The organism is Arthrobacter sp. TE26545, assembly GCF_056279005.1.
Genome location: NZ_JBWBQM010000001.1, coordinates 769050 through 788756, shown reverse-complemented (window position 1 = coordinate 788756; position 19707 = coordinate 769050). Strand labels below are relative to the sequence as shown.

15 protein-coding genes are annotated in these 19707 nt (G+C 65.6%); 10 read left to right on the top strand and 5 right to left on the bottom strand.

Annotated features, from left to right (window positions below; genetic code table 11):
* Positions 1–11: 11 nt before the first annotated feature.
* Positions 12–1232, bottom strand: a complete 1221-nt coding sequence (locus tag ACZ9CK_RS03520; protein ID WP_426302378.1) for a sarcosine oxidase subunit beta family protein — start codon at positions 1230–1232, stop codon at positions 12–14.
* A complete protein-coding gene (gene glyA, locus ACZ9CK_RS03515) occupies positions 1229–2572 on the bottom strand; it encodes a serine hydroxymethyltransferase (RefSeq protein WP_426302377.1) in 1344 nt (447 codons plus the stop codon). Before glyA ends, ACZ9CK_RS03520 begins: the two co-directional genes overlap by 4 nt.
* Positions 2573–2724: 152 nt before the next feature.
* Between glyA and ACZ9CK_RS03510 the strand changes: the two genes are divergently transcribed.
* Positions 2725–3396 (top strand): GntR family transcriptional regulator, encoded by a 672-nt coding sequence (locus tag ACZ9CK_RS03510; RefSeq protein ID WP_476049255.1) that lies wholly within the window; start codon positions 2725–2727, stop codon positions 3394–3396.
* A gap of 349 nt (positions 3397–3745) precedes the next feature.
* On the opposite strand, the gene ACZ9CK_RS03505 is transcribed toward ACZ9CK_RS03510, so the two are convergent.
* On the bottom strand, positions 3746–4306 hold the full coding sequence (locus ACZ9CK_RS03505) for a hypothetical protein (protein ID WP_426302375.1): 561 nt from the start codon (positions 4304–4306) through the stop codon (positions 3746–3748).
* 223 nt (positions 4307–4529) lie between these two features.
* Between ACZ9CK_RS03505 and ACZ9CK_RS03500 the strand changes: the two genes are divergently transcribed.
* Positions 4530–5114 (top strand): N-acetyltransferase family protein, encoded by a 585-nt coding sequence (locus tag ACZ9CK_RS03500; RefSeq protein WP_476049254.1) that lies wholly within the window; start codon positions 4530–4532, stop codon positions 5112–5114.
* Positions 5115–5249: 135 nt separating this feature from the next.
* On the top strand, positions 5250–6059 hold the full coding sequence (locus tag ACZ9CK_RS03495; RefSeq protein WP_426302373.1) for an IclR family transcriptional regulator: 810 nt from the start codon (positions 5250–5252) through the stop codon (positions 6057–6059).
* Between the two features lie 13 nt (positions 6060–6072).
* Here ACZ9CK_RS03495 and ACZ9CK_RS03490 read toward each other — a convergent pair whose 3' ends face one another.
* Entirely contained in the window at positions 6073–7008 is a 936-nt protein-coding gene (locus ACZ9CK_RS03490; RefSeq protein WP_426303384.1) for a LysR family transcriptional regulator, read from the bottom strand.
* A gap of 161 nt (positions 7009–7169) precedes the next feature.
* Between ACZ9CK_RS03490 and ACZ9CK_RS03485 the strand changes: the two genes are divergently transcribed.
* The 7 genes from ACZ9CK_RS03485 to ACZ9CK_RS03455 all read left to right on the top strand — a co-directional run bounded on the left by ACZ9CK_RS03485 (position 7170) and on the right by ACZ9CK_RS03455 (position 18449).
* Entirely contained in the window at positions 7170–8474 is a 1305-nt protein-coding gene (locus ACZ9CK_RS03485; RefSeq protein ID WP_476049253.1) for an aromatic ring-hydroxylating oxygenase subunit alpha, read from the top strand.
* Positions 8471–9880, top strand: coding sequence for a ferredoxin reductase (locus ACZ9CK_RS03480; RefSeq protein WP_426302371.1), 1410 nt, complete (start codon positions 8471–8473; stop codon positions 9878–9880). The genes ACZ9CK_RS03485 and ACZ9CK_RS03480 overlap by 4 nt, the downstream gene beginning before the upstream one ends.
* A gap of 86 nt (positions 9881–9966) precedes the next feature.
* Entirely contained in the window at positions 9967–11181 is a 1215-nt protein-coding gene (gene fdhA, locus ACZ9CK_RS03475) for a formaldehyde dehydrogenase, glutathione-independent (RefSeq protein WP_476049252.1), read from the top strand.
* 823 nt (positions 11182–12004) lie between these two features.
* On the top strand, positions 12005–13840 hold the full coding sequence (locus ACZ9CK_RS03470; protein WP_426303383.1) for a BCCT family transporter: 1836 nt from the start codon (positions 12005–12007) through the stop codon (positions 13838–13840).
* Positions 13841–13867: 27 nt separating this feature from the next.
* A complete protein-coding gene (gene purU / locus ACZ9CK_RS03465) occupies positions 13868–14797 on the top strand; it encodes a formyltetrahydrofolate deformylase (RefSeq protein WP_426302369.1) in 930 nt (309 codons plus the stop codon).
* A gap of 34 nt (positions 14798–14831) precedes the next feature.
* Positions 14832–17339: a GcvT family protein gene (locus tag ACZ9CK_RS03460; protein ID WP_476049251.1), complete on the top strand. Its 2508-nt coding sequence runs from the start codon at positions 14832–14834 to the stop codon at positions 17337–17339.
* Positions 17340–17408: 69 nt separating this feature from the next.
* A complete protein-coding gene (locus ACZ9CK_RS03455; RefSeq protein WP_476049250.1) occupies positions 17409–18449 on the top strand; it encodes an NAD(P)-dependent alcohol dehydrogenase in 1041 nt (346 codons plus the stop codon).
* A 296-nt stretch (positions 18450–18745) separates the two neighbouring features.
* Here the strand turns inward: ACZ9CK_RS03455 and ACZ9CK_RS03450 are convergent, their stop codons facing one another.
* The gene (locus ACZ9CK_RS03450; RefSeq protein ID WP_476049249.1) at positions 18746–19633 is read right to left on the bottom strand and encodes a LysR family transcriptional regulator; all 888 of its coding nucleotides are present in this window, start codon (positions 19631–19633) and stop codon (positions 18746–18748) included.
* Positions 19634–19707: the final 74 nt, after the last annotated feature.

The window sequence follows — 19707 nt, the reverse complement described above, 5'->3', positions numbered from 1 at the left end:
CGCGGGGGCTGTCAGTGGGCGACGGCGGCAGCGCCGTGTTCGTCGATCAGGGCGCCGGTCTCGAAGCGCTCCAGCGAGAAGGGCTCGTTGAGCTTGTGCGGAGCACCGGTGGCGATGGTGTGCGCGAAGGTCAGGCCGGCCGCGGGGGTTCCCTTGAAGCCGCCGGTACCCCAGCCGCAGTTGACGAACATGTTCTCCACCGGGGTGGTGCCGACGATCGGCGAGGCGTCCATGGTGGTATCCACGATTCCGCCCCAGGTCCGCAGCACGTGTGCCCGGGCGAAGATCGGGAAGAGTTCGACGGCGGCCGCCATCTGTTCCTCGATCACGTGGAAGGAACCGCGCTGGCCGTAGCCGTTGTAGGAGTCGACGCCGGCGCCCATCACCAGTTCGCCCTTGTGGGCCTGGGAGACGTAGACGTGTACGTGGTTGGACATGACCACCGTGGGGTGGACCGGCTCGTGCAGTTCGGAGACCAGGGCCTGCAGCGGGTGGGACTGGATGGGGAGGCGGAAGCCTGCCATCTCGGCCAGCACACTGCTGTGGCCGGCGGCGCACAGGCCCACCTTTTCGGTGTTGATGGTGCCCCGGTTGGTCTTGACACCCACCACGCGGTCGCCGTCCTTGAGGAAGCCGGTGACTTCGCAGTTCTGGATGATGTCCACGCCCATCTCGTCGCACTTGCGGGCGAAGGCCCAGGCCACGTGGTCGTGCTTGGCGATGCCTGCGCGGGGCTGGTAGGTGGCGCCCATGACGGGGTAGCGGATGTTGTCGTTGACGTTCAGGATGGGGCAGAGTTCCTTGACCTGCTGCGGGTCCAGCCACTCTGCGTCCACGCCGTTGAGCTTGTTGGCGCCCACGCGGCGCATGCTTTCGCGCACGTCGCCCAGGGTGTGGGCCAGGTTCATCACGCCGCGCTGGCTGAACAGGAAGTCGTATTCGAGTTCTTCCGGCAGCACTTCCCAGAGCTTGAGGGCGTGCTCGTAGATGGCGGCGCTCTCATCCCAGAGGTAGTTGGAGCGGATGATGGTGGTGTTGCGGGCCATGTTGCCGCCGGCCAGCCAGCCCTTTTCCAGGACGGCGATGTTGGTCATGCCGTGGTTCTTCGCCAGGAAGTAAGCGGTGGCCAGGCCGTGCCCGCCGCCGCCCACAATCACGGCGTCGTAGGAGGACTTGGGCTCCGGGTTGCGCCAGAGGAAGTCGGGGTGCTCCGGGAGGTGGTCTGCGCTCACTGGGCTGCTCCAATCATTTCTGCTTCGAGTTCGGCGGCCGAACCAGCCGTACCGAGGTGCGGGTACAGGGGGAACTGTTCCGCGAGTGCGGTGACGCGGGCGCGGAGTTCGACGGCGGTGTCCTCGCCGAGGGTGCCGTCGCCGGCAGCGGCGATGAGCGCCGTCGCGATGATGTCCGCGACTTCGGCGAATTCGGTGGCGCCGAACCCGCGGGTGGCCAGGGCCGGGGTGCCGATCCGCAGGCCGGAGGAGACCATCGGCGGGCGGGGGTCGAAGGGGACGGCGTTGCGGTTCACGGTGATGCCGATGTGGTGCAGGGTGTCTTCGGCCTGCTGGCCGTCCAGTTCGGAGTTGCGCAGGTCCACCAGGACCAGGTGCACGTCGGTTCCGCCATTGACCACGGAGATTCCGGCGGCCGCGACGTCGTCCTGGAGGAGGCGGGCTGCGAGGAGCTTGGCGCCTTCGAGGACGCGCTCCTGGCGTTCCTTGAATTCCGGCTCGCCGGCCATCTTGAACGCCACGGCCTTGGCGGCGATGACGTGCTCGAGCGGGCCGCCCTGCTGTCCGGGGAAGACGGCGGAGTTGACCTTCTTGGCGATCTCGGCGTCGTTGGTCAGGATGACACCGCCACGAGGACCGCCAAGGGTCTTGTGCGTCGTGCTCGTTACGATGTGGGCGTGCGGCACCGGGCTGGGGTGCAGCCCTGCTGCGACCAGGCCGGCGAAGTGCGCCATGTCCACCATCAAGTAGGCGCCGACCAAGTCCGCGATGCGGCGGAACTCGGCGAAGTCCAGGTGGCGGGAGTAGGCGGACCAGCCGGCAACGATCAGCTGCGGCTTGTTTTCGACGGCGAGGCGCTCCACCTCGGCCATGTCGATCAGCATGGTGTCCTCTTGGACGCTGTACGGGACAACCTTGTACAGCTTGCCGGAGAAGTTGATGCGCATGCCGTGGGTCAGGTGGCCGCCGTGGGCCAGGTTCAGGCCCATGATGGTGTCGCCCGGCTTGATCAGTGCGTGCATCGCCGAAGCGTTGGCCTGTGCACCGGAGTGCGGCTGGACGTTGGCGAACTCGGCGCCGAACAATGCCTTCAGCCGGTCGATGGCCAGCTGCTCGATGACGTCCACGTGCTCGCAGCCACCGTAGTAGCGCTTGCCCGGGTAGCCCTCGGCGTACTTGTTGGTCAGGACCGAGCCCTGCGCCTGCATCACGGCCGACGGGGCGAAGTTTTCAGAGGCGATCATTTCCAGGGTTGACTGCTGCCGGATAAGCTCCTGCGCAATCGCCTGATCGACTTCCGGGTCTGCCAGGGCCAGCGGGCGGATCAGCGGTTCAACCATGCTCTTGCTCCTTAGGAATCTTCTAGTCACCAACTGTTAGGCAACTGATATATCAGAATTGCATTCATGGTATGTTGTAAATCACAAGGACGTCAACAGTCCGGCAGCATGTGACCTGCGCCAGGATTGAGTGACTGCAAGCGGAGAGAGCAATGAGCACTGTTTTGGAAGCACTGGACCCGAGCCCACAGGGCGCGTCCCTGGCCGAAAACGCCTACCTGCTCCTGCGGGACCGGCTCATCATGCTGGACATCAAACCCGGCGACCCCATCAATGACGGCCAGATCGCAGCGGAACTCGGGATCGGGCGCACGCCGGTCCGCGAGGCCATCAAGCGCCTCGAGAGCGACCACCTGGTGGTTTCCTATCCGCGGCGCGGCACCTTCGCCACGGGCGTGGACATCACGCAGCTGGCCGACGTCTCGGAAATCCGGGAACTCCTTGAACCGTTGGCCGCGCGCCGGGCAGCCCGCATGGCCGGGCCCAAGGTCCGGCAGGAACTGCGGAACATCGCAGACACCATCGACAAGCTGGAAGACGGCCGGGCCGGGCAGCACGAACTCATGCGCTACGACATCCAGGTCCACCGGCTCATCTACAAGGCCGCGGCCAATCCGCATCTGGAAGACGTGCTGATCCGCTACGACAACCTGGCCACCCGGATCTGGTGCTACATGCTCGAGAAGATGCCCTCCGTCACCGGGCACATTGCCGAGCACGTCGACCTGCTCAACGCCATCGCCGCCGGCGAAGAAGAGAAGGCCGCCGCACTGGCGCTGCACCACGTGACGAGCTTCGAGGAAACGGTCCGCAAGGTGCTGTAGGGCGCGGAACTGCCGCAGGGCGCGCCGGAAGGCTTGGCGCCGCAGCAGGTGCGTCATTGAGAAGAAGCCGTCACTTCTTGTTCGACTGCTTTGGCCACTTCACGTTCATCAGCAGCAGGCCAAGCAGGAGTGCGTCAATCGTCATTATCGCGCCCATGAGGTAAGCCCATCCGGCCATCATGCCCCTGGCACCTCCCTCCGCACGACAATCTCCTGACCAATACCCCCAGCCACTCGATTGTCATCCAAGTGTGGCACGGCCGGGGTCAATCCGGAACGGCCCGGACGAGGCCGGCAGGCCCGGCCACCTGCGCTCGGGCCTGCCGGACACGGACTGACATGCCGCGGGTCAGCGCCCGCCTCCCCCGATCACTCCCTTCTCCACGGCCTTCGTGACGGCGTCCGCCTCGGCCTGGGTGAGTGTCCCATCGCTCACGGCCTTGTCCAGCCTCGTTTTCAGGGCCGCGGCCCGCTCTGCCTGGTCCGCACTGCGGATCTCCGCCAGTGCCGCGGTGACCTTCGCCTCGTCGATGCCAAGCTTCTCCGCCAGGGACTTGGCCAGGGCCGCATCCATGGCCGCACGGTCCGGCCTGGTTTCCATGGAGCCCTCCGCCGGCGGTGCCGAAGGCTTGTTGGCCTCACGGAACGCCTGGAGGGCCTCGGTGACCTTGGCTTCGTCGACCCCGAGCTTGCTGGCCAGGTCCGCGGCGAGTTGGCCGCGGTCGCCCCGGTGTCCGCCGTGGCGGCCGAAACCGTCAGCTGGCGCGGTGCCTTCCGCCGTCGTACCCGAATCCGTGGCGCCGGGGCTGGGAGTGGTTGCTGCGGTCGCCACGCCGGTGACGCCGAGTCCGGCGCCCAGCGCGAGGGCACCTGCAGCGACGCTGAGCGTGATTCTCTTTGTACTTGCCATCGATTGTCTCCTCATTCCGCCGCATGGAACGGCTCTCCGTCCGGGGGCAGGATGCCACCCTCAGTCCAGCATCGGCGCCGGACTTCGGCGGCTGCTTTCCGGAAGCTGTCATTGGGCTGTGAATGCGGCCGCCAAGCTGTGAATCCGTTTTGTGGATCCCGTTCCGTGGATCCCGGCGCTCGCTAGGATCGGTAGCAGGAGCAGCCGAGAGGACAGCAGCGACATGGCCATCGAAATCCGCCCCGCAAGGCAGTTCGGGGACGTCCGCACGCTCTTGGGACCAAGACAGCGGGCGGATGCGAATGTGTGTTGGTGCCTCAGCTACCGGATCCCCGCGAAACAGAACCTGGCCCTGCAGGGCCTCCAGCGCGGCGAGTTCGTCAAGGAACTGCTGTCAGAGGACCCTCCACCCGGGATCCTGGCGTACGACGGCGACGAGCCGGTCGGGTGGGCGGCCGTCCATCCGAGGGCGGACACCAGCTTTGTCCGGAGCCGGAAGATCCCGCTGCTTGACGAGCTGCCGGTGTGGTCGGTGTGGTGCATCCGGGTGCGGCCCGGGCACCGCGGCAAAGGCATCTCGCACCGGCTGCTCGCAGGTGCCGTGGATTTCGCGCGCAGCAACGGCGCACCCATCCTTGAAGGCTATCCGGTGGACAACGGTGGCCAGCATGTGGACCTCACCATGGCGTATGTCGGCACCCGGAAGCTTTTCGAAGATGAGGGTTTCCGCAAAGCCGCCGACACGGAGTCGGTGATCAGCGGGTTCCCACGAGTCCTGATGCGGCTTGATTTGTGTCAGGCGGGTTAACTCAATGTCACCTGCGTCTCAATGTCACCTGCATCACACGTTCCTGCTAAGGATCGGCTAAGTTGAATTAAGCGAAAGGGCCCTACAAAACCCTGTGGCGATCGCTGGCCACAGAAACTACCTGAAAGATGGAGCATGGTTTCGAACGTTGACGCCGAACCGGATGTTGAGGCAGACGCCGGCCAGCATGGCGGTGTCCAGTCCGTTGACAGGGCGCTGGCTGTACTGGAGATCCTGGCCAGGGACGGCCACGCCGGAGTGAGTGAAATCGCCGAGGAAATGGGCATTCACAAATCCACTGTGTCCCGCCTGCTCGGTTCCTTGGTCAGCCGCGACATGGTCCACCAGAACAGTGAGCGCGGAAAGTACCAGCTGGGGTTCGGCATCCTGCGCCTGGCCAGTTCCATCCCCGGCCGGCTCAGCCTGGTGCGGGAAGCACGCCCGGTGCTCGAAGCCCTGGCCGAAGAGTTCAAGGAAACCGTTAACCTGGCGGTGCTCCGTTCCAATTTTGCCGTGAACGTGGACCAGGCCATGGGCCCTTCCACCCTTGCCACCTACGACTGGGTGGGCAGCCTGACGCCGTTGCACGCGACCAGCAGCGGCAAGGTCCTGCTCGCGGGGCTGGACGCGGACGAGCGTGCACGGATCCTGAAGGAAACCGGACTGCCGGCCCGCACGCCGCGCACCATCACGGACAGGAAAACCCTCGAAACCGAGTTGCTTGACGTCGCCCGCCAGGGTTATGGAGTCGTAAGGGAGGAATTCGAGATCGGGCTCACCTCGATGTCGGTGCCGGTCTACAACCACGTTGGCGTCGTCATCGGGGCCGTCAGTATCTCCGGGCCCGCCTTCCGCTTCGATCCGGAGACGGAGCCGGGACTCCTGGACGGGCTGAAAGAAGCCGGGCTGAGGATCAGCGCGCGGATGGGCTACGCCCGCCGCTGATCCGCCGGCAGCGTCAGTGATCCTCCTCTTCAAGTCGGGCGGTGAGGATCCGATCGGCGTTGTCCTGCAGGATGCCGAGCGACTCCTGGATCAGGGGCGAGGCGATGCTGCCCCTACGGACCGCCGCGACAATGCGGCGCGCGGGCTTCCCCTTGCCGGTGATGCGTAGCCGAACCACGTTCTCGGCACCGCGCAGGGGCGCCAGCCTCGGCAGCAGGCCGACACCCAGCCCCGCACCCACGAACGCGATGAGGGTTTCCCATTCAACGGCCTCATGGACAATCCGCGGCGTCACCCCCACTGCCGTGAAGGCCGCGGTGAAGAGGGCATGGTAGGTGGAACCAGCGGCCTCCGTGATCCAGGGTTCCGATGCCAGCTCTTCAAGCGTCACTGTTTCCCGCGAGGCCATCGGATGGTCAGCAGGAATGATCACGTCCAGCGGATCGTCAAGCAGAACTGTCTGCTCGAAGCGTGGATCGTCTTCACCATAAGCCTCGGACTGCATGGCGACAATGACCGCAAGGTCGATTCGCTCCGCAATCAACAAGTCGAAACAACGGGCCGGATCGGCCTCAAGAACCTGCACCTCCAGCAGGGGGCGGGTTGAACGCAGGGTGGCGGCCAGAGGCGCGAGCAACTGGGCGGCTGCAGTGGAGAATCCGCCGAGGCCAAAGTGGGGCTGCACCTGGTCGCCGGCCTCCATGGCTGCGGCGCGCAGGCTCTCCCATTGGGCAATGAGGGGATCCGAACCAGCCACAAGGAAGCGGCCCGTGGCGGTCAGCCGCACACCCCGGCCGTCCTTCGTCAGCAGCTGCATTCCAAGCACGCGCTGGAGCTCCCGCAATTGTGCGGAGACAGCTGAAGGTGAATAGCCCGTGAGTTCCGCCGTTGCGCCTATGGTGCCGCAGCGGGCAAAAACCCGAAGCGTGATGAGCCTCGCATCAATCATGCATCTATTGTGCATGGTTATCTTCAAAATCTTGCGCTTTTGTTGCAGCTCAAGTGACCCTAATCTCATCACTACAAGGTCTTCGATCACGCCGCCTGCACCCCACACGCCCGTGGTCGACACGCAACACCCACTTACCCATGCCTCCCGGGAGGAAACCCATGACTGCTTCAGTGAACGTGCCCCTGAATTCACGCGGAAAGCTCGCTTCAACATTGCCCGCCGAGCAGCTGGCAGAAATCACCGCGTTGTTTGAGTTCCGGCGCACCGGCTACTCCCTCGATGCCCCCTTCTACACCGATCCCACGGTCTTCAGCCTCGACATGGAAGCCATTTTCGGCCAGCACTGGGTCTTCGCAGCCAGCACCGCTGAACTGCCTGAGCCGGGGGACTACGTCACCGTCGACTACGGCCCCTACTCCCTGATCGTGCTGCGCAATGACGAAGGCGGTGTGAACGTCCTGCACAACGTGTGCCGCCACCGCGGTGCCCGCGTCCTGACCGAAAGCACCGGGTCAACCGGAAACCTGGTCTGCGGCTACCACTCCTGGACCTACTCCCCCGAGGGCAACCTGATCCACGCCTCCGCACCGGGTGAAACCAAGTTCGACAAGAGCTGCTTCGGCCTCAAGCGCGCCCACGGCCGCGAAGTCGCAGGCCTCATCTTCGTCTGCGTTGCGAACGAACCGCCGACCGACTTCGACGAGACCTCCAAGATCTTCGAGCCTTACCTCGCACCCCACGAACTGGCGAAGACCAAGATCGCCTACCAGCAGAACATCATCGAAGAGGGCAACTGGAAGCTCGTCATGGAGAACAACCGTGAGTGCTACCACTGCGACGGACACCCGGAACTTGCCTGCTCCCTCTTCCCCACCTGGGGCCTGACCGAGGGCCTCATCCCCACCCACCTCGAGGAGGTGTGGGACCGCAACAAGGAAGCACAGTCTTCGCTCGAGGAGCGTTGCCGCCGCTACGGTCTCCCCTACGAAGTGGTCGAGGAGCTCGACACCCGTGTCGCCGGTATCCGCATTTCCCGTGAAGCACTCGACGGCGAGGGTGAATCCTTCTCCGCCGACGGGCGCAGGCTCTCCAAGAAGCTGCTCGGCGACCTGCCCGACTTCCGCCTTGGCCGCTGCTCGATGCACCTGCAGCCCAACAGCTGGTTCCACTTCATGGGCGACCACGTCATCACCTTCGGCGTTTTCCCCATCAACGAACACCAGAGCCTGGTACGCACCACCTGGCTGGTGGCCGACGACGCCGTGGAAGGCGTCGATTACGACCTGGACAAGCTCACCCACGTCTGGAAGCAGACCAACATCCAGGACAAGGCGTTCGTGGAGCTGTGCCAGCAGGGTGCCGGCAGCCCTGCCTACGAGCCCGGCCCGTACATGAAGAGCGAATACCAGGTCGAAGCATTCATCAACTGGTACGTGCAGCGTGTGCAGGAGCACTTGGCATGATTGAGCTCCTCCCCGAAACGGCAATCCTGGAACCACAGCGCATCCGCGGTCTTGAGATGCCGTGGAACAGGGTGATGGGCGGCACCGAGGTGCCCGCCCGCGCCGCCCACGCCTTGGGCCCCTGGCACCCCCAGGAGTTCATGGCCGAATGCGTCGAGACCGTTCCCGAGGCCGGCGGCATCATGACCTTCGTGTTCCGCCGCTGCGACGGTGCGCCCCTGGCGTTCCGCGCGGGCCAGTACGTGAACGTCGCCTTCCCGCTGAACGGCGAGGACCAGGAACCGGTGGACCGCAGCTACTCGCTGTCCAGTTCGCCGACGCAGCCGTGGACCTTCAGCATCAGCGTCAAGCGCGACGCCACGGGTCTGGTCTCGCCGTGGGTCCACGAAAACGTCAAGCCCGGCACCGTGCTTGAGATGCTCGGACCGGTGGGGGCATTCCACCTGCCCGACGCCGACCGCCGGGCACGGTACCTCCTGCTCGCTGCCGGCGCGGGCATCACCCCCATCATGTCGATGGTGCGGACCATCCACTCCCTGCCGGGACTGGCAGATGTCGTGGTGCTCTACCACGGCTCGGACGCCGGGGGCTTCGCCTTCGACAGGGAACTGGCCTACATCGCTTCCGTGGATTCACGCTTCAGGGTCTTCTACTCTCTGGGCGACCGCGGCCGGCCCGAGGACTGGGAGGGGCTCAGCGGAAGGCTGTCGGCGACCATGCTCAACGAGGTGGCCCCGGATGCCAACGGCCGCCAGGTCTACGCCTGCGGCCCCGAGGGGTACCTGAACGGCGCCACCGAGCTCCTCAAGGAGGTCGGCGTCGACGACACCTCCATCTACATGGAGTTCTTCTCGGGTGACCGCCAGACGCTCCTTGAGTACCAGGCGGAGCTCGCCCTGGCCGAAAACATCGCTGAAGAAATCGCGGAGGAAATCGCCGAATCCGCCGAGGAGTACTTCGAAGGCCAGCCCGCCGCGTTCGGACTCTACGAGCCCGGCTACGACGCCGACGGAACCCTGCAGGCCTCGGGGCTGCCGCTGGAACCCGTCGACCCCGGGGCACCCGCTTCCGAAGCCTCCGACGGCGGTGCGGAGCCTGAGGCCGTCACCCCCGATGCCTCGAGCTTTGACACGGTGGGCACAGGCAGCCTCACCATGTCCTTCATGCGCACCGGCATCAACGTCCGGATCGACCCCGCCGAGCACATCCTTGAGGTGGCCCAGCGTGCGGGCGTCAGGATCGGCGCGAACTGCAAGGAAGGCATGTGCGGATCCTGCAAGGTCGTCAAGCTATCCGGGGAGGTCGAGATGAACCACCAAGGAGGGATCCGGGCACGGGAAATCTCTGCGGGCAAGTTCCTGCCCTGCTGCTCCACTGCGCAGACGGACCTGGTGATCGACGCCTGACCGGCCTGAACGCCATCGCATGCTCCACGGCGATGTGCGCTGCACGTACCAATTGAGTCAATTCACTTCACGGAAAGAGCCATTCAATGTCAGGTAACAAAGCCGTTGCTTACAAGGCACCGGGGGTCGTGGAAATCATCGATACCCCGTATCCCACTTTTGAACTGCAGGCCGGCCCCGGCGTCAATCCCATCAATGTGGGCCGGAAGGTCCCGCACGGGGTCATCCTGCGCACCGTCAGCACGAACATCTGCGGCTCGGACCAGCACATGGTTCGCGGCCGCACGACTGCGCCGGCCGGCCTCGTTCTGGGGCACGAGATCACCGGCGAGGTCATCGAGACCGGGCCCGACGTCGAGTTCATCAAGGTCGGGGACATCGTCTCGGTGCCCTTCAACATCTCCTGCGGGCGCTGTCGGAACTGCAAGGAGGGCAAGACAGGGATCTGCCTGAACGTGAATCCGGACCGTCCCGGGTCCGCCTACGGCTATGTCGACATGGGCGGATGGGTAGGCGGGCAGGCGGAATACGTCCTGGTCCCCTACGCGGACTGGAATCTGTTGCGGTTCCCCGATCGGGACCAGGCCCTGGAAAAGATCATGGACCTGACCATGCTCTCGGACATCCTCCCGACCGGATTCCACGGGGCCGTCACGGCAGGTGTCGGCGTCGGGTCCACCGTCTATGTTGCCGGGGCAGGCCCCGTGGGGCTTGCCGCAGCGGCCAGCGCCCAACTGCTGGGGGCGGCGGTGGTCATCGTGGGCGACCTCAATGAGGATCGTCTGGCCCAGGCCCGCTCCTTTGGCTGCGAAACCGTCAATGTTGCCAACGGCAACCCGGCTGACCAGATCGAGCAGCTCCTCGGCGTCCCCGAGGTTGATGCCGGTATCGACGCGGTCGGTTTCGAGGCCCGCGGACACGGTGCCGGGGGCCAGGAGGCGCCAGCCACCGTGCTCAATTCCCTGATGGACCTCACTGCTGCCGGCGGATCCGTGGGTATTCCCGGCCTTTATGTCACGGGGGATCCGGGCGCTGCGGACGAGGCGGCCAAGAAGGGCAGCCTTTCCCTGTCGTTGGGCACCGGCTGGGCGAAGTCCCTCTCCTTCACGACCGGCCAATGCCCGGTGATGAAGTACAACCGGCAGCTGATGATGGCGATCCTGCATGACAAGATCCAGATCTCCAAGGCCGTCAACGCCAAGGCCATTCCGCTCGAGGACGCCCCGCGGGGGTACGCGGAATTCGACGCCGGAGCCGCCACGAAGTACGTCCTGAACCCGAACGGCTACCTCAGCAACTAGTTCGAGGTAGGAAGTCTTCCTTAAAGCCAGACCAGAGCGGTCGGTGCACCACCCCGTGCCATGCCGGGTGGGGCACCGGCCGCGTCGTCTTTGACGAAGGAACCACCCGCCCGCACAACGGGACACATCTCAGAGCCCGTCGAGCTGCCCGACACGATCGGGGCAGCAATGGGGACCGTTGCGCCGTGCCGGCAGCGCGGATTTCCGCCGTGCCGTCCAAGCTGCCCCGATAGTCAGCCATCTCTGGACCCTGTTCAACGGCTTCCCACGCGTGCTCACACGCCTGCGGAGAAGCGTGGCTGCAGATCACCCTAAACCTCTTCGGATCATGACCAAACCGCGTAATGCGCAACAACAATTGCTATGCGGAAAGCGTGATTCCCGAAGCAGGGCTGTGCGCCGGGGCCAAGAATGCGGAGGAAACAGAGCGAAAAGGTCTTGACAAGCCCTGTGAGCTCCGCCACGCTGTTGCATATAGCGAAGTCTGTTGATCACTGCGGAACAAACTGTACGGCCCGCACGCCTCGTTCTTCCCCATCTCGAATGCAAAAGAGGTCCACCATGCACAGGGCGTGCCCGCTAAGCCAACCGGCCCCAGAGGAAGCTCTGCGACTCAATACGGCCCCGCCGATGATCGACGGCGTAATCAGGGGCACCGCCCCCCACGGTGCCCCCAACCTCCCGCCCGGCCGGACTGTGAACGGCCACTTCCAAACCCTCATCTGAGCACAGGCAAAGGATTCCCCCCATGACCTTGAATGGCGAGATAGACCAAGTAGGCGAGATAGAGCAAGGCCCTGAACTAGACGAAGCAGCCACGACAATGCAGAACGAGCACGAACCGGAGCAGGACAGCGACAGCGACAGCGAGCTCAACCGGCAGATCCTGCAGGAACTGCGCCAGTCCAGGACCGAGCAGGCAGTCAGTGCCCGCCGCAACCGGAAGCTCGTCCTGGACAAGTGGACGTTCGGCATCACGGGCGTGATCGCCCTTGCCTTCGTGCTGTGGGGGTTCCTCGGCCGGGACAGCCTGGCCACGACCTCGCAGAGTGTCCTGGACTGGGTTATGGAATACACCGGCTGGCTCTTCATGGTGCTGGCATCGCTCTTCGTCGTGTTCATTCTCTGGCTGGCTCTTGGGAAGTTCGGCAACATCCCGCTGGGCAAGGACGGTGAGAAGCCCGAATACCGCACCGTCTCCTGGATCTCCATGATGTTCGCCGCCGGCATGGGCATCGGCCTCATGTTCTACGGCGTGGCGGAACCCCTCTACCACTTCATCTCGCCCCCGCCGGGAACGGTGGACGGGCACACTCCCGAAGCGATCCAGACGGCCATGGCCACCTCGATCTTCCACTGGACGCTGCACCCCTGGGCAATGTACGCCGTGGTCGGCATCGCCATGGCCTACGGCACCTACCGGCTAGGCCGGCGCCAGCTCATTTCCGTGGCGTTTACCTCGATCTTCGGCGTGCGCGCCGTTGAAGGCCCAGTCGGCAAGTTCATCAACATCCTGGCCATCTTCGCCACGCTCTTCGGAACCGCCGCGTCCCTGGGCCTGGGCGCCCTGCAGATCGGCAGCGGCATCACCTCCAACGGCTGGGCCGGTGAGATCGGCACCCCCGTCCTGGTGGTGATCGTGGCCATTCTGACCTTCTGTTTCGTGGCCTCGGCCGTTTCCGGCATCAGCCGCGGAATCCAGTGGCTCTCCAACATCAACATGGTCCTCGCTGTGGTCCTGGCACTCGTGGTGTTCGTGGCCGGCCCCACCCTGTTCATCCTGAACCTGATCCCCTCCGCCGTGGGCGACTACATCCGCGACCTCGCCACCATGTCATCTCGCACCGAAGCCGTGGGCGATGAGGCACTGCGCAAGTGGATGTCCGGCTGGACCATCTTCTACTGGGCCTGGTGGATTTCCTGGACGCCCTTCGTTGGCCTGTTCATCGCCCGGATCAGCCGCGGCCGCACCATCCGCCAGTTCGTCACCGGGGTGCTCCTGGTGCCGAGCATCGTGTCCGTCATCTGGTTCGGCATCTTCGGCGGAACCGCCTTCAACATCCAGCAGATCGCCGACAAGACGGCAAACCCGTCGGACGGCATCGCAAAGATGGTCGACGGCGTCTCCACCATCAACTTCGACGGTGCACTCTTCGATCTGGTCAAGAACCTGCAGATGCCCGGCTGGGCCATCTCAGCGGTGATCGTACTGGCCATGATCCTGGTGGCGATCTTCTTCATCACCGGTGCCGACGCTGCCTCGATTGTCATGGGCTCGCTCAGCTCCAACGGTGCCGAGGAACCCCGGCGAGGAGTAGTGATCTTCTGGGGCACGCTCACCGGCGCCGTGGCCGCGGTCATGCTGCTGGCGGGCGGTGACGAACCCTCCGAAGCCTTGTCCGGCCTGCAACGGGTCACCATCGTTGCAGCCCTGCCCTTCGTCCTCGTCATGCTCCTCCTCTGCTTCGCACTGACCAAGGACCTACGCCGGGATCCGCTCTCCCTCCGACGCCGGCTGGCCGACTCGGTGGTGGAACGCGCCATCCGCAGCGGCGTGGACCAGCACGGCGGCGTCCAGTTCGATCTCGTTACCAAGCATCAATGCGATCAGCGCTGCACGGACGACGGCCGCTGCGCGGCTTCCCCTGCTGACAACTAAGCCCTCACAAAGAACCAGGAGTAGACCATGACCACAGTCCTCGAAGGCCGTCCCACCAGTGGCGCGACGGCAGAAGCTGGCGCCGCCGCAAGTGTCCGTGGCACCGGCACCGCACAGTACGTCCTTACCCTTGCGTGCCCGGAACGCCCCGGAATCGTCCGGGCCATCACCGGCTTCCTCGCTGACCGGGGCTTCGACATCGTTGAACACCAGCAGTTCGATGACCACATGAGCGGCAAGCTCTACCTGCGCACGGCCTTCACTCCGGGAGACAGCGACGTCTCCGCCGAGGGCCTCAGCGCCGAGTTCGCAGCCGTGGCCGATGAGTTCGACATGGAGTTCGCCATCCACGACGGCCGCCCCCAGCGCCTGCTGGTGATGGTCTCGAAGTTCGGCCACTGCCTCAACGACCTCATCTTCCGGTGGCGCGCCGGCAGCCTGGGTGCGGAGATCGCCGTCGTGGTTTCCAACCACGAGGACCTGCGCCCCATGGCGGAAGCCGCGGGCCTGCCGTTCATCCACGTCCCGGTCACCGCGGACACCAAGCCGCAGGCCGAAGCGCGCCTGCTGGAACTGGTCGAGGAGTACCAGGCCGACCTGGTGGTCCTGGCCCGCTACATGCAGGTCCTTTCGGACGACCTCAGTGAGACCCTCCGCGGCCGCGCCATCAACATCCACCATTCCTTCCTGCCAGGGTTCAAGGGCGCCAAGCCCTACCACCAGGCCTACGACCGCGGCGTGAAGCTCATCGGAGCCACCGCCCACTACGTCACCGCAGACCTGGACGAGGGCCCGATCATCGAACAGGAAGTGTTCCGGGTGGACCACAGCCTGGACCCGAACGCCCTGGTCACCGTCGGCAGGGACGCCGAATCCCAGGCACTGTCCCGGGCAGTGAAATGGCACTGCCAGCACCGGGTCCTGCTCAACAACACCCGCACCGTCGTCTTCCGCTAACGCGAACGCCAAGTAAACAGGAGAAACAGCACTCATGAGCGCATCACCACGCGTCGTCATCATCGGCGCCGGCATTGTCGGCACCAACATCGCGGATGAACTATCCAGCCGGGGCTGGACCAACGTCACCGTCGTCGAGCAGGGTCCGCTGGAACTTGCCGGCGGCTCCACCTCGCACGCGCCGGGCCTGGTGTTCCAGAACAACGGGTCCCGGACCATGACCGAGTTCGCCACGTACACGGTGAACAAGCTGCTCTCCCTGAGCAAGGACGGCCAGTCCTGCTTCAACCAGGTGGGCGGCCTGGAGCTGGCCACCACCCCCGAGCGCTTCGCCGACCTCAAGCGCAAGATGGGTGTGATGACCTCCTGGGGCGTCGAAAGCCGGATCATCGACGCCGATGAGTGTGAGAAGATCTACCCCCTCCTGAACACCGGCAAGCTCACCGGCGGCCGCGAGGTCCTCGGCGGCCTGCTCATCCCCACCGACGGCCTGGCCCTGGCGGCCCGCGCCGTGCAGCTGCTCATCGAGCGCTCCAGTGACCGCGGCGTGACCTTCCTCGGGTCCACCACCGTCACGGGCATCGCCCAGGAGGGCGGCAAGGTGACCGGCGTCGAAACCGACAACGGCCTGATCCCGGCTGACATCGTGGTCTCCTGCGCCGGTTTCTGGGGCCGTGAGCTCGGCAAGCTGGTGGGCTTGGAAGTGCCCCTGCTGCCGCTGGCCCACCAGTACGTCGTCACCACTCCCCTTGCCGAGCTTGAGGGCGTCAACGAGCTCCCCAAGGGCGCCAGCAAGCCGATCCTGCGCTACCAGGACAAGGACCTGTACTACCGCGAATGGGGCAACCGCATCGGCATCGGCAGCTACGCGCACCGTCCCATGCCGGTGGACATGTCCGAGCTGCCGAAGGTCTCCGCCGAGGAGATGTCGGACCACCACATGCCTTCCCGCCTGGACTTCACGCTGGAAGACTTCCTGCCGGCCTGGGAGGACAGCCAGGAACTGCTTCCCCCGTTGCGCAGCGCCGCAATCGAGGACGGCTTCAACGGCATCTTCTCCTTCACCCCGGACGGCGGCCCGCTGATCGGCGAGCACCCGGACCTGTCCGGCTTCTGGGTGGCCGAGGCAGTGTGGGTGACGCACTCCTCCGGTGTGGCCAAGGCCGTGGCCGAGCTCCTGGTCGAAGGCCGCTCCCGCACCGACCTGCACGGCACCGAACTGACCCGTTTCGAAAAGGTCCAGACCTCGGATGCGTACGTCAGCGAAACCTCGCAGCAGAACTTCGTGGAGATCTACGACGTCCTGCACCCGCTGCAGCCCAAGGAGTCCCCGCGTGACCTGCGCGTGAGCCCCTTCAACGTCCGCCAGAAGGAGCTGGGTGCCTTCTTCCTGGAGTCCGCCGGCTGGGAGCGCCCGCACTGGTTCGAAGCCAACCGCGGCCTGCTCGAGGAACTGCCCGCCGAATGGCAGGCGCCGGAGCGCGACTCCTGGGCCGCCATGTTCCACTCCCCCATTTCCGCCGCCGAGGCATGGCGGACGCGTACCGCCGTCGGGCTCTATGACATGACCCCGCTCAAGCGGCTGGAGGTTGTGGGTCCCGGCGCCGAGGCGCTGCTGCACCGCCTCAGCACCGGAAACATCACCAAGAAGCCCGGCGCGGTCACCTACTGCCTCCTGCTGGAGCACGACGGCGGCATCCGCAGTGACGTGACGGTGGCCCGCCTTGAGCAGGAGAAATTCCAGCTGGGCGTCAACAGCAACGTGGACTTCGACTACCTGCGCGTGGAAGCACGCAAGCAGTCGGCCGCAGATCCGTCCCAGTGGGCGCACGTCAGCGACATCACCGGCAGCACCTGCTGCATCGGCCTGTGGGGCCCGCTGGCCCGTGAGGTCATCGGCAAGGTCAGCGACGATGACCTCAGCAACGACGGCCTGAAGTACTTCCGTACCAAGGAAATCTCCGTGGGCGGCATCCCGGTCACCGCCATGCGGCTCTCCTACGTGGGCGAACTCGGCTGGGAGCTCTACACCACCGCCGAGTACGGGCTGAAGCTCTGGGACCTGCTCTTCGAGGCGGGCCAGGAGCACGGCATCGTCGCCGCCGGCCGCGGCGCGTTCAACAGCATGCGTCTGGAGAAGGGCTACCGCCTCTGGGGCACGGACATGAACACCGAGCACGATCCCTACCAGTCCGGCCTGGGCTTCTCCGTGGCCAAGGACAAGACGGGCTTCGTAGGCGCCGAGGCACTGGCCGTCCGCAAGGAAGAGCCGGCCAGCAAGGTGCTGCGCTGCCTGACCATCGACGACGGCACCTCGGTGGTCCTGGGCAAGGAACCTGTGTACGTGGCCGGGGATGCCGCGGGGTACGTCACCAGCGCCGCGTACGGCTTCTCCATCCACAAACCGATCGCCTACGCCTGGCTGCCGGCCGCCCTCGGCGTCGGGGATGCCGTGGAAATCGAGTACTTCGGCGAGCGCATCCCGGCGACGGTGACCGCAGAACCGCTGTACGATCCGGCCATGGAACGCATCCGCGGCTGATTATTCCCGTTCTAGGGGGTACAGACAGGGCCTCCCTCGGCCCCGTCTGTACCCCCTAGTGTTTTAAACATGACTATTGCCAAGGCCTACGCTGCTACATCCGCTACGGAACCCCTTGTCCCCACCACCGTCGAGCGCCGCGCGCTCGGTCCGCACGACATCCTGATCGACATCAAGTTCGCCGGAATCTGCCACTCCGACATCCACACCGTCCGCGGCGACTGGGGCCCCGTCTCCTACCCGCTCACGCCCGGCCACGAAATTGCCGGCGTCGTTTCCGAAATCGGCAGCGAGGTGACCCGCCACAAGGTGGGCGACCGCGTCGGCGTCGGCTGCATGGTCAACTCCTGCCGCGAATGCGAACAGTGCCTGGCCGGCCAGGAGCAGGACTGCCTGAACGGCAACGTGGGCACCTACGCCGCCACCGACCGCGACGGCACCGTCACCCAGGGCGGCTACTCCAGCCACGTGGCGGTGGACGAGGCCTTCGCCGTCCGGATTCCCGAACGCCTGGACCTCGACGTCGCCGCGCCGTTGCTCTGCGCCGGCATCACCACCTACTCCCCGCTGCGGCGCTGGGGCGCCGGCCCGGGCAAGAAGGTCGCCGTGATCGGCCTGGGCGGCCTGGGCCACATGGCGGTTAAGCTCGCCCACGCCATGGGTGCCGAGGTCACCGTGCTGTCCCAGTCGCTCAAGAAGCAGGAGGACGGCCTGCGCCTGGGTGCGGACCACTACTACGCCACGAGCGACGAGAACACCTTCGAAGAGCTGGCCGGCAGCTTCGACATCATCATCAACACCGTCAGCGCCGCCATCTCCCTGGACGCCTACCTGGGCCTGGTCAAGCCGCACGGTGCGCTGGTGTGCGTCGGCGCTCCGGGCGAACCACTGGACCTGCAGATCTTCAGCCTGATCGTCGGCGGCAAGTCCCTGGCCGGCTCCAACATCGGCGGCATCCGCGAGACCCAGGAAATGCTCGACTTCTGCGCCGAACATGGCATCGGGGCCGAGATCGAGGTCATTCCGGCGGAGAAGATCAACGAAGCCTACGAGCGCGTCCTCGCCTCGGACGTGCGCTACCGCTTCGTGATCGACACGGCGACGCTGTAAGGGCTCTGCTGGGGCGGCCGGGGCCCCGGGGATTTCCACCGGAGCAAACGTTGGTTACCCCCTCAAATTTCAGGGGGTAACCAACGTTTGCTCGGGTCATTCTTGTATCAAAAGTCAGTCGGTCGTGGCCGGCTCGCGCCCCGGCACGGGGCCCACCAGGGCCAGGGTCGTTGCCGGCTGTGAAAAGCCGAGCCCTTGGAAGAAGCTGAGCTGGGCCGGAGCCATTGCGGTGACCTTTATTCCGTCCCCTTATGGCTCGTGTCTCACAAGGATCCGCGATGATCTCCCGCTGTAACCTATCGCGTCACGCCCTGCGCCCCAGCGCCGTACAGCTCCTCCAGCAACCCCACGAGCCTCCGCCCCGCAGCAGTGAGCTCACCTTTCACCCACGCGGCATGGACCGGCATCGGCGGGGCGTCCCGCACCGGACGGTACACGAGGCCGCGGCGCCGGTACTGGTGCGCCGTGGCCTCCGCCGTCACGCCGCGGGCCTTGCCGCTGCTGATCAGCGTCAGCCAGTCGTCCACGCTGTGGATTTCCACGGTCTTCGCGGGCCGGGACTCCGCCGGCCAGAGCTCCAGCGTGGTGCTCCCGGTCCGCACGTCAATGGCCAGTGGCCTGTCCGCGATCTGGGCCAGGCCCACGCTTCGCCGGCGGGCGAGGGGATCGTCCGCGGCCATGGCGCAGAAGCGTTTCTCGCTCCCGATCCGCCGCAGCTCCACGTTCCGCGCCGCCGTCTTCCCAAGCGACGGCGCCCGCCGCAGGATCGCGACGTCGCTCGTCCCCTCAAGCAGCCCCGCCGTCGGGCTGTTGTCCATGACCAGCTCAAGTTCGGTGTCCGGGTATCCGGCCGCCCAGCGGCGCTGCAGCTCCAGCGTGTGGCTGCCGAGGGCCGACCACGCGTAGCCGAGCCTCAGGCGCCCGCCGCCCTGTGCTGCCCCTTCCAGCCCGACGACGGCGGCAAGCGCCCGCCGCGCGTGCGCCAGGGCGCGCTCCCCCGCCTCCGTCAGGGAGACGCTCCGGGTGGTGCGGTGGATGAGCCGCACGCCAAGGTGTTCCTCGAGCGCGGCGAGGTTACGGGAAACGGCGGTCTGCGAGATCCCCAGGCTGATCCCGGCATCCGTGAAGGTACCTTCGTCCACCACCGCCACGAAGCACCGCAGCTGCCGGAATTCGATGTCCATGAGGCGATTCTATTCATGCGATAGACGCATGAATACGCCGACCCGTGCATTATGTGGATGCCGCCCGAGGCCCG

What these genes read in the sequence shown, in the direction of transcription:
- glyA (WP_426302377.1), bottom strand. Translation starts at nt 2,572, where the DNA reads ATGGTTGAACCGCTGATCCGCCCGCTGGCCCTGGCAGACCCGGAAGTC.
- ACZ9CK_RS03510 (WP_476049255.1), top strand. Translation starts at nt 2,725, where the DNA reads ATGAGCACTGTTTTGGAAGCACTGGACCCGAGCCCACAGGGCGCGTCC.
- ACZ9CK_RS03505 (WP_426302375.1), bottom strand. Translation starts at nt 4,306, where the DNA reads ATGGCAAGTACAAAGAGAATCACGCTCAGCGTCGCTGCAGGTGCCCTC.
- ACZ9CK_RS03500 (WP_476049254.1), top strand. Translation starts at nt 4,530, where the DNA reads ATGGCCATCGAAATCCGCCCCGCAAGGCAGTTCGGGGACGTCCGCACG.
- ACZ9CK_RS03495 (WP_426302373.1), top strand. Translation starts at nt 5,250, where the DNA reads ATGGTTTCGAACGTTGACGCCGAACCGGATGTTGAGGCAGACGCCGGC.
- ACZ9CK_RS03490 (WP_426303384.1), bottom strand. Translation starts at nt 7,008, where the DNA reads ATGATTGATGCGAGGCTCATCACGCTTCGGGTTTTTGCCCGCTGCGGC.
- ACZ9CK_RS03485 (WP_476049253.1), top strand. Translation starts at nt 7,170, where the DNA reads ATGACTGCTTCAGTGAACGTGCCCCTGAATTCACGCGGAAAGCTCGCT.
- ACZ9CK_RS03480 (WP_426302371.1), top strand. Translation starts at nt 8,471, where the DNA reads ATGATTGAGCTCCTCCCCGAAACGGCAATCCTGGAACCACAGCGCATC.
- fdhA (WP_476049252.1), top strand. Translation starts at nt 9,967, where the DNA reads ATGTCAGGTAACAAAGCCGTTGCTTACAAGGCACCGGGGGTCGTGGAA.
- ACZ9CK_RS03470 (WP_426303383.1), top strand. Translation starts at nt 12,005, where the DNA reads ATGCAGAACGAGCACGAACCGGAGCAGGACAGCGACAGCGACAGCGAG.
- purU (WP_426302369.1), top strand. Translation starts at nt 13,868, where the DNA reads ATGACCACAGTCCTCGAAGGCCGTCCCACCAGTGGCGCGACGGCAGAA.
- ACZ9CK_RS03460 (WP_476049251.1), top strand. Translation starts at nt 14,832, where the DNA reads ATGAGCGCATCACCACGCGTCGTCATCATCGGCGCCGGCATTGTCGGC.
- ACZ9CK_RS03455 (WP_476049250.1), top strand. Translation starts at nt 17,409, where the DNA reads ATGACTATTGCCAAGGCCTACGCTGCTACATCCGCTACGGAACCCCTT.
- ACZ9CK_RS03450 (WP_476049249.1), bottom strand. Translation starts at nt 19,633, where the DNA reads ATGGACATCGAATTCCGGCAGCTGCGGTGCTTCGTGGCGGTGGTGGAC.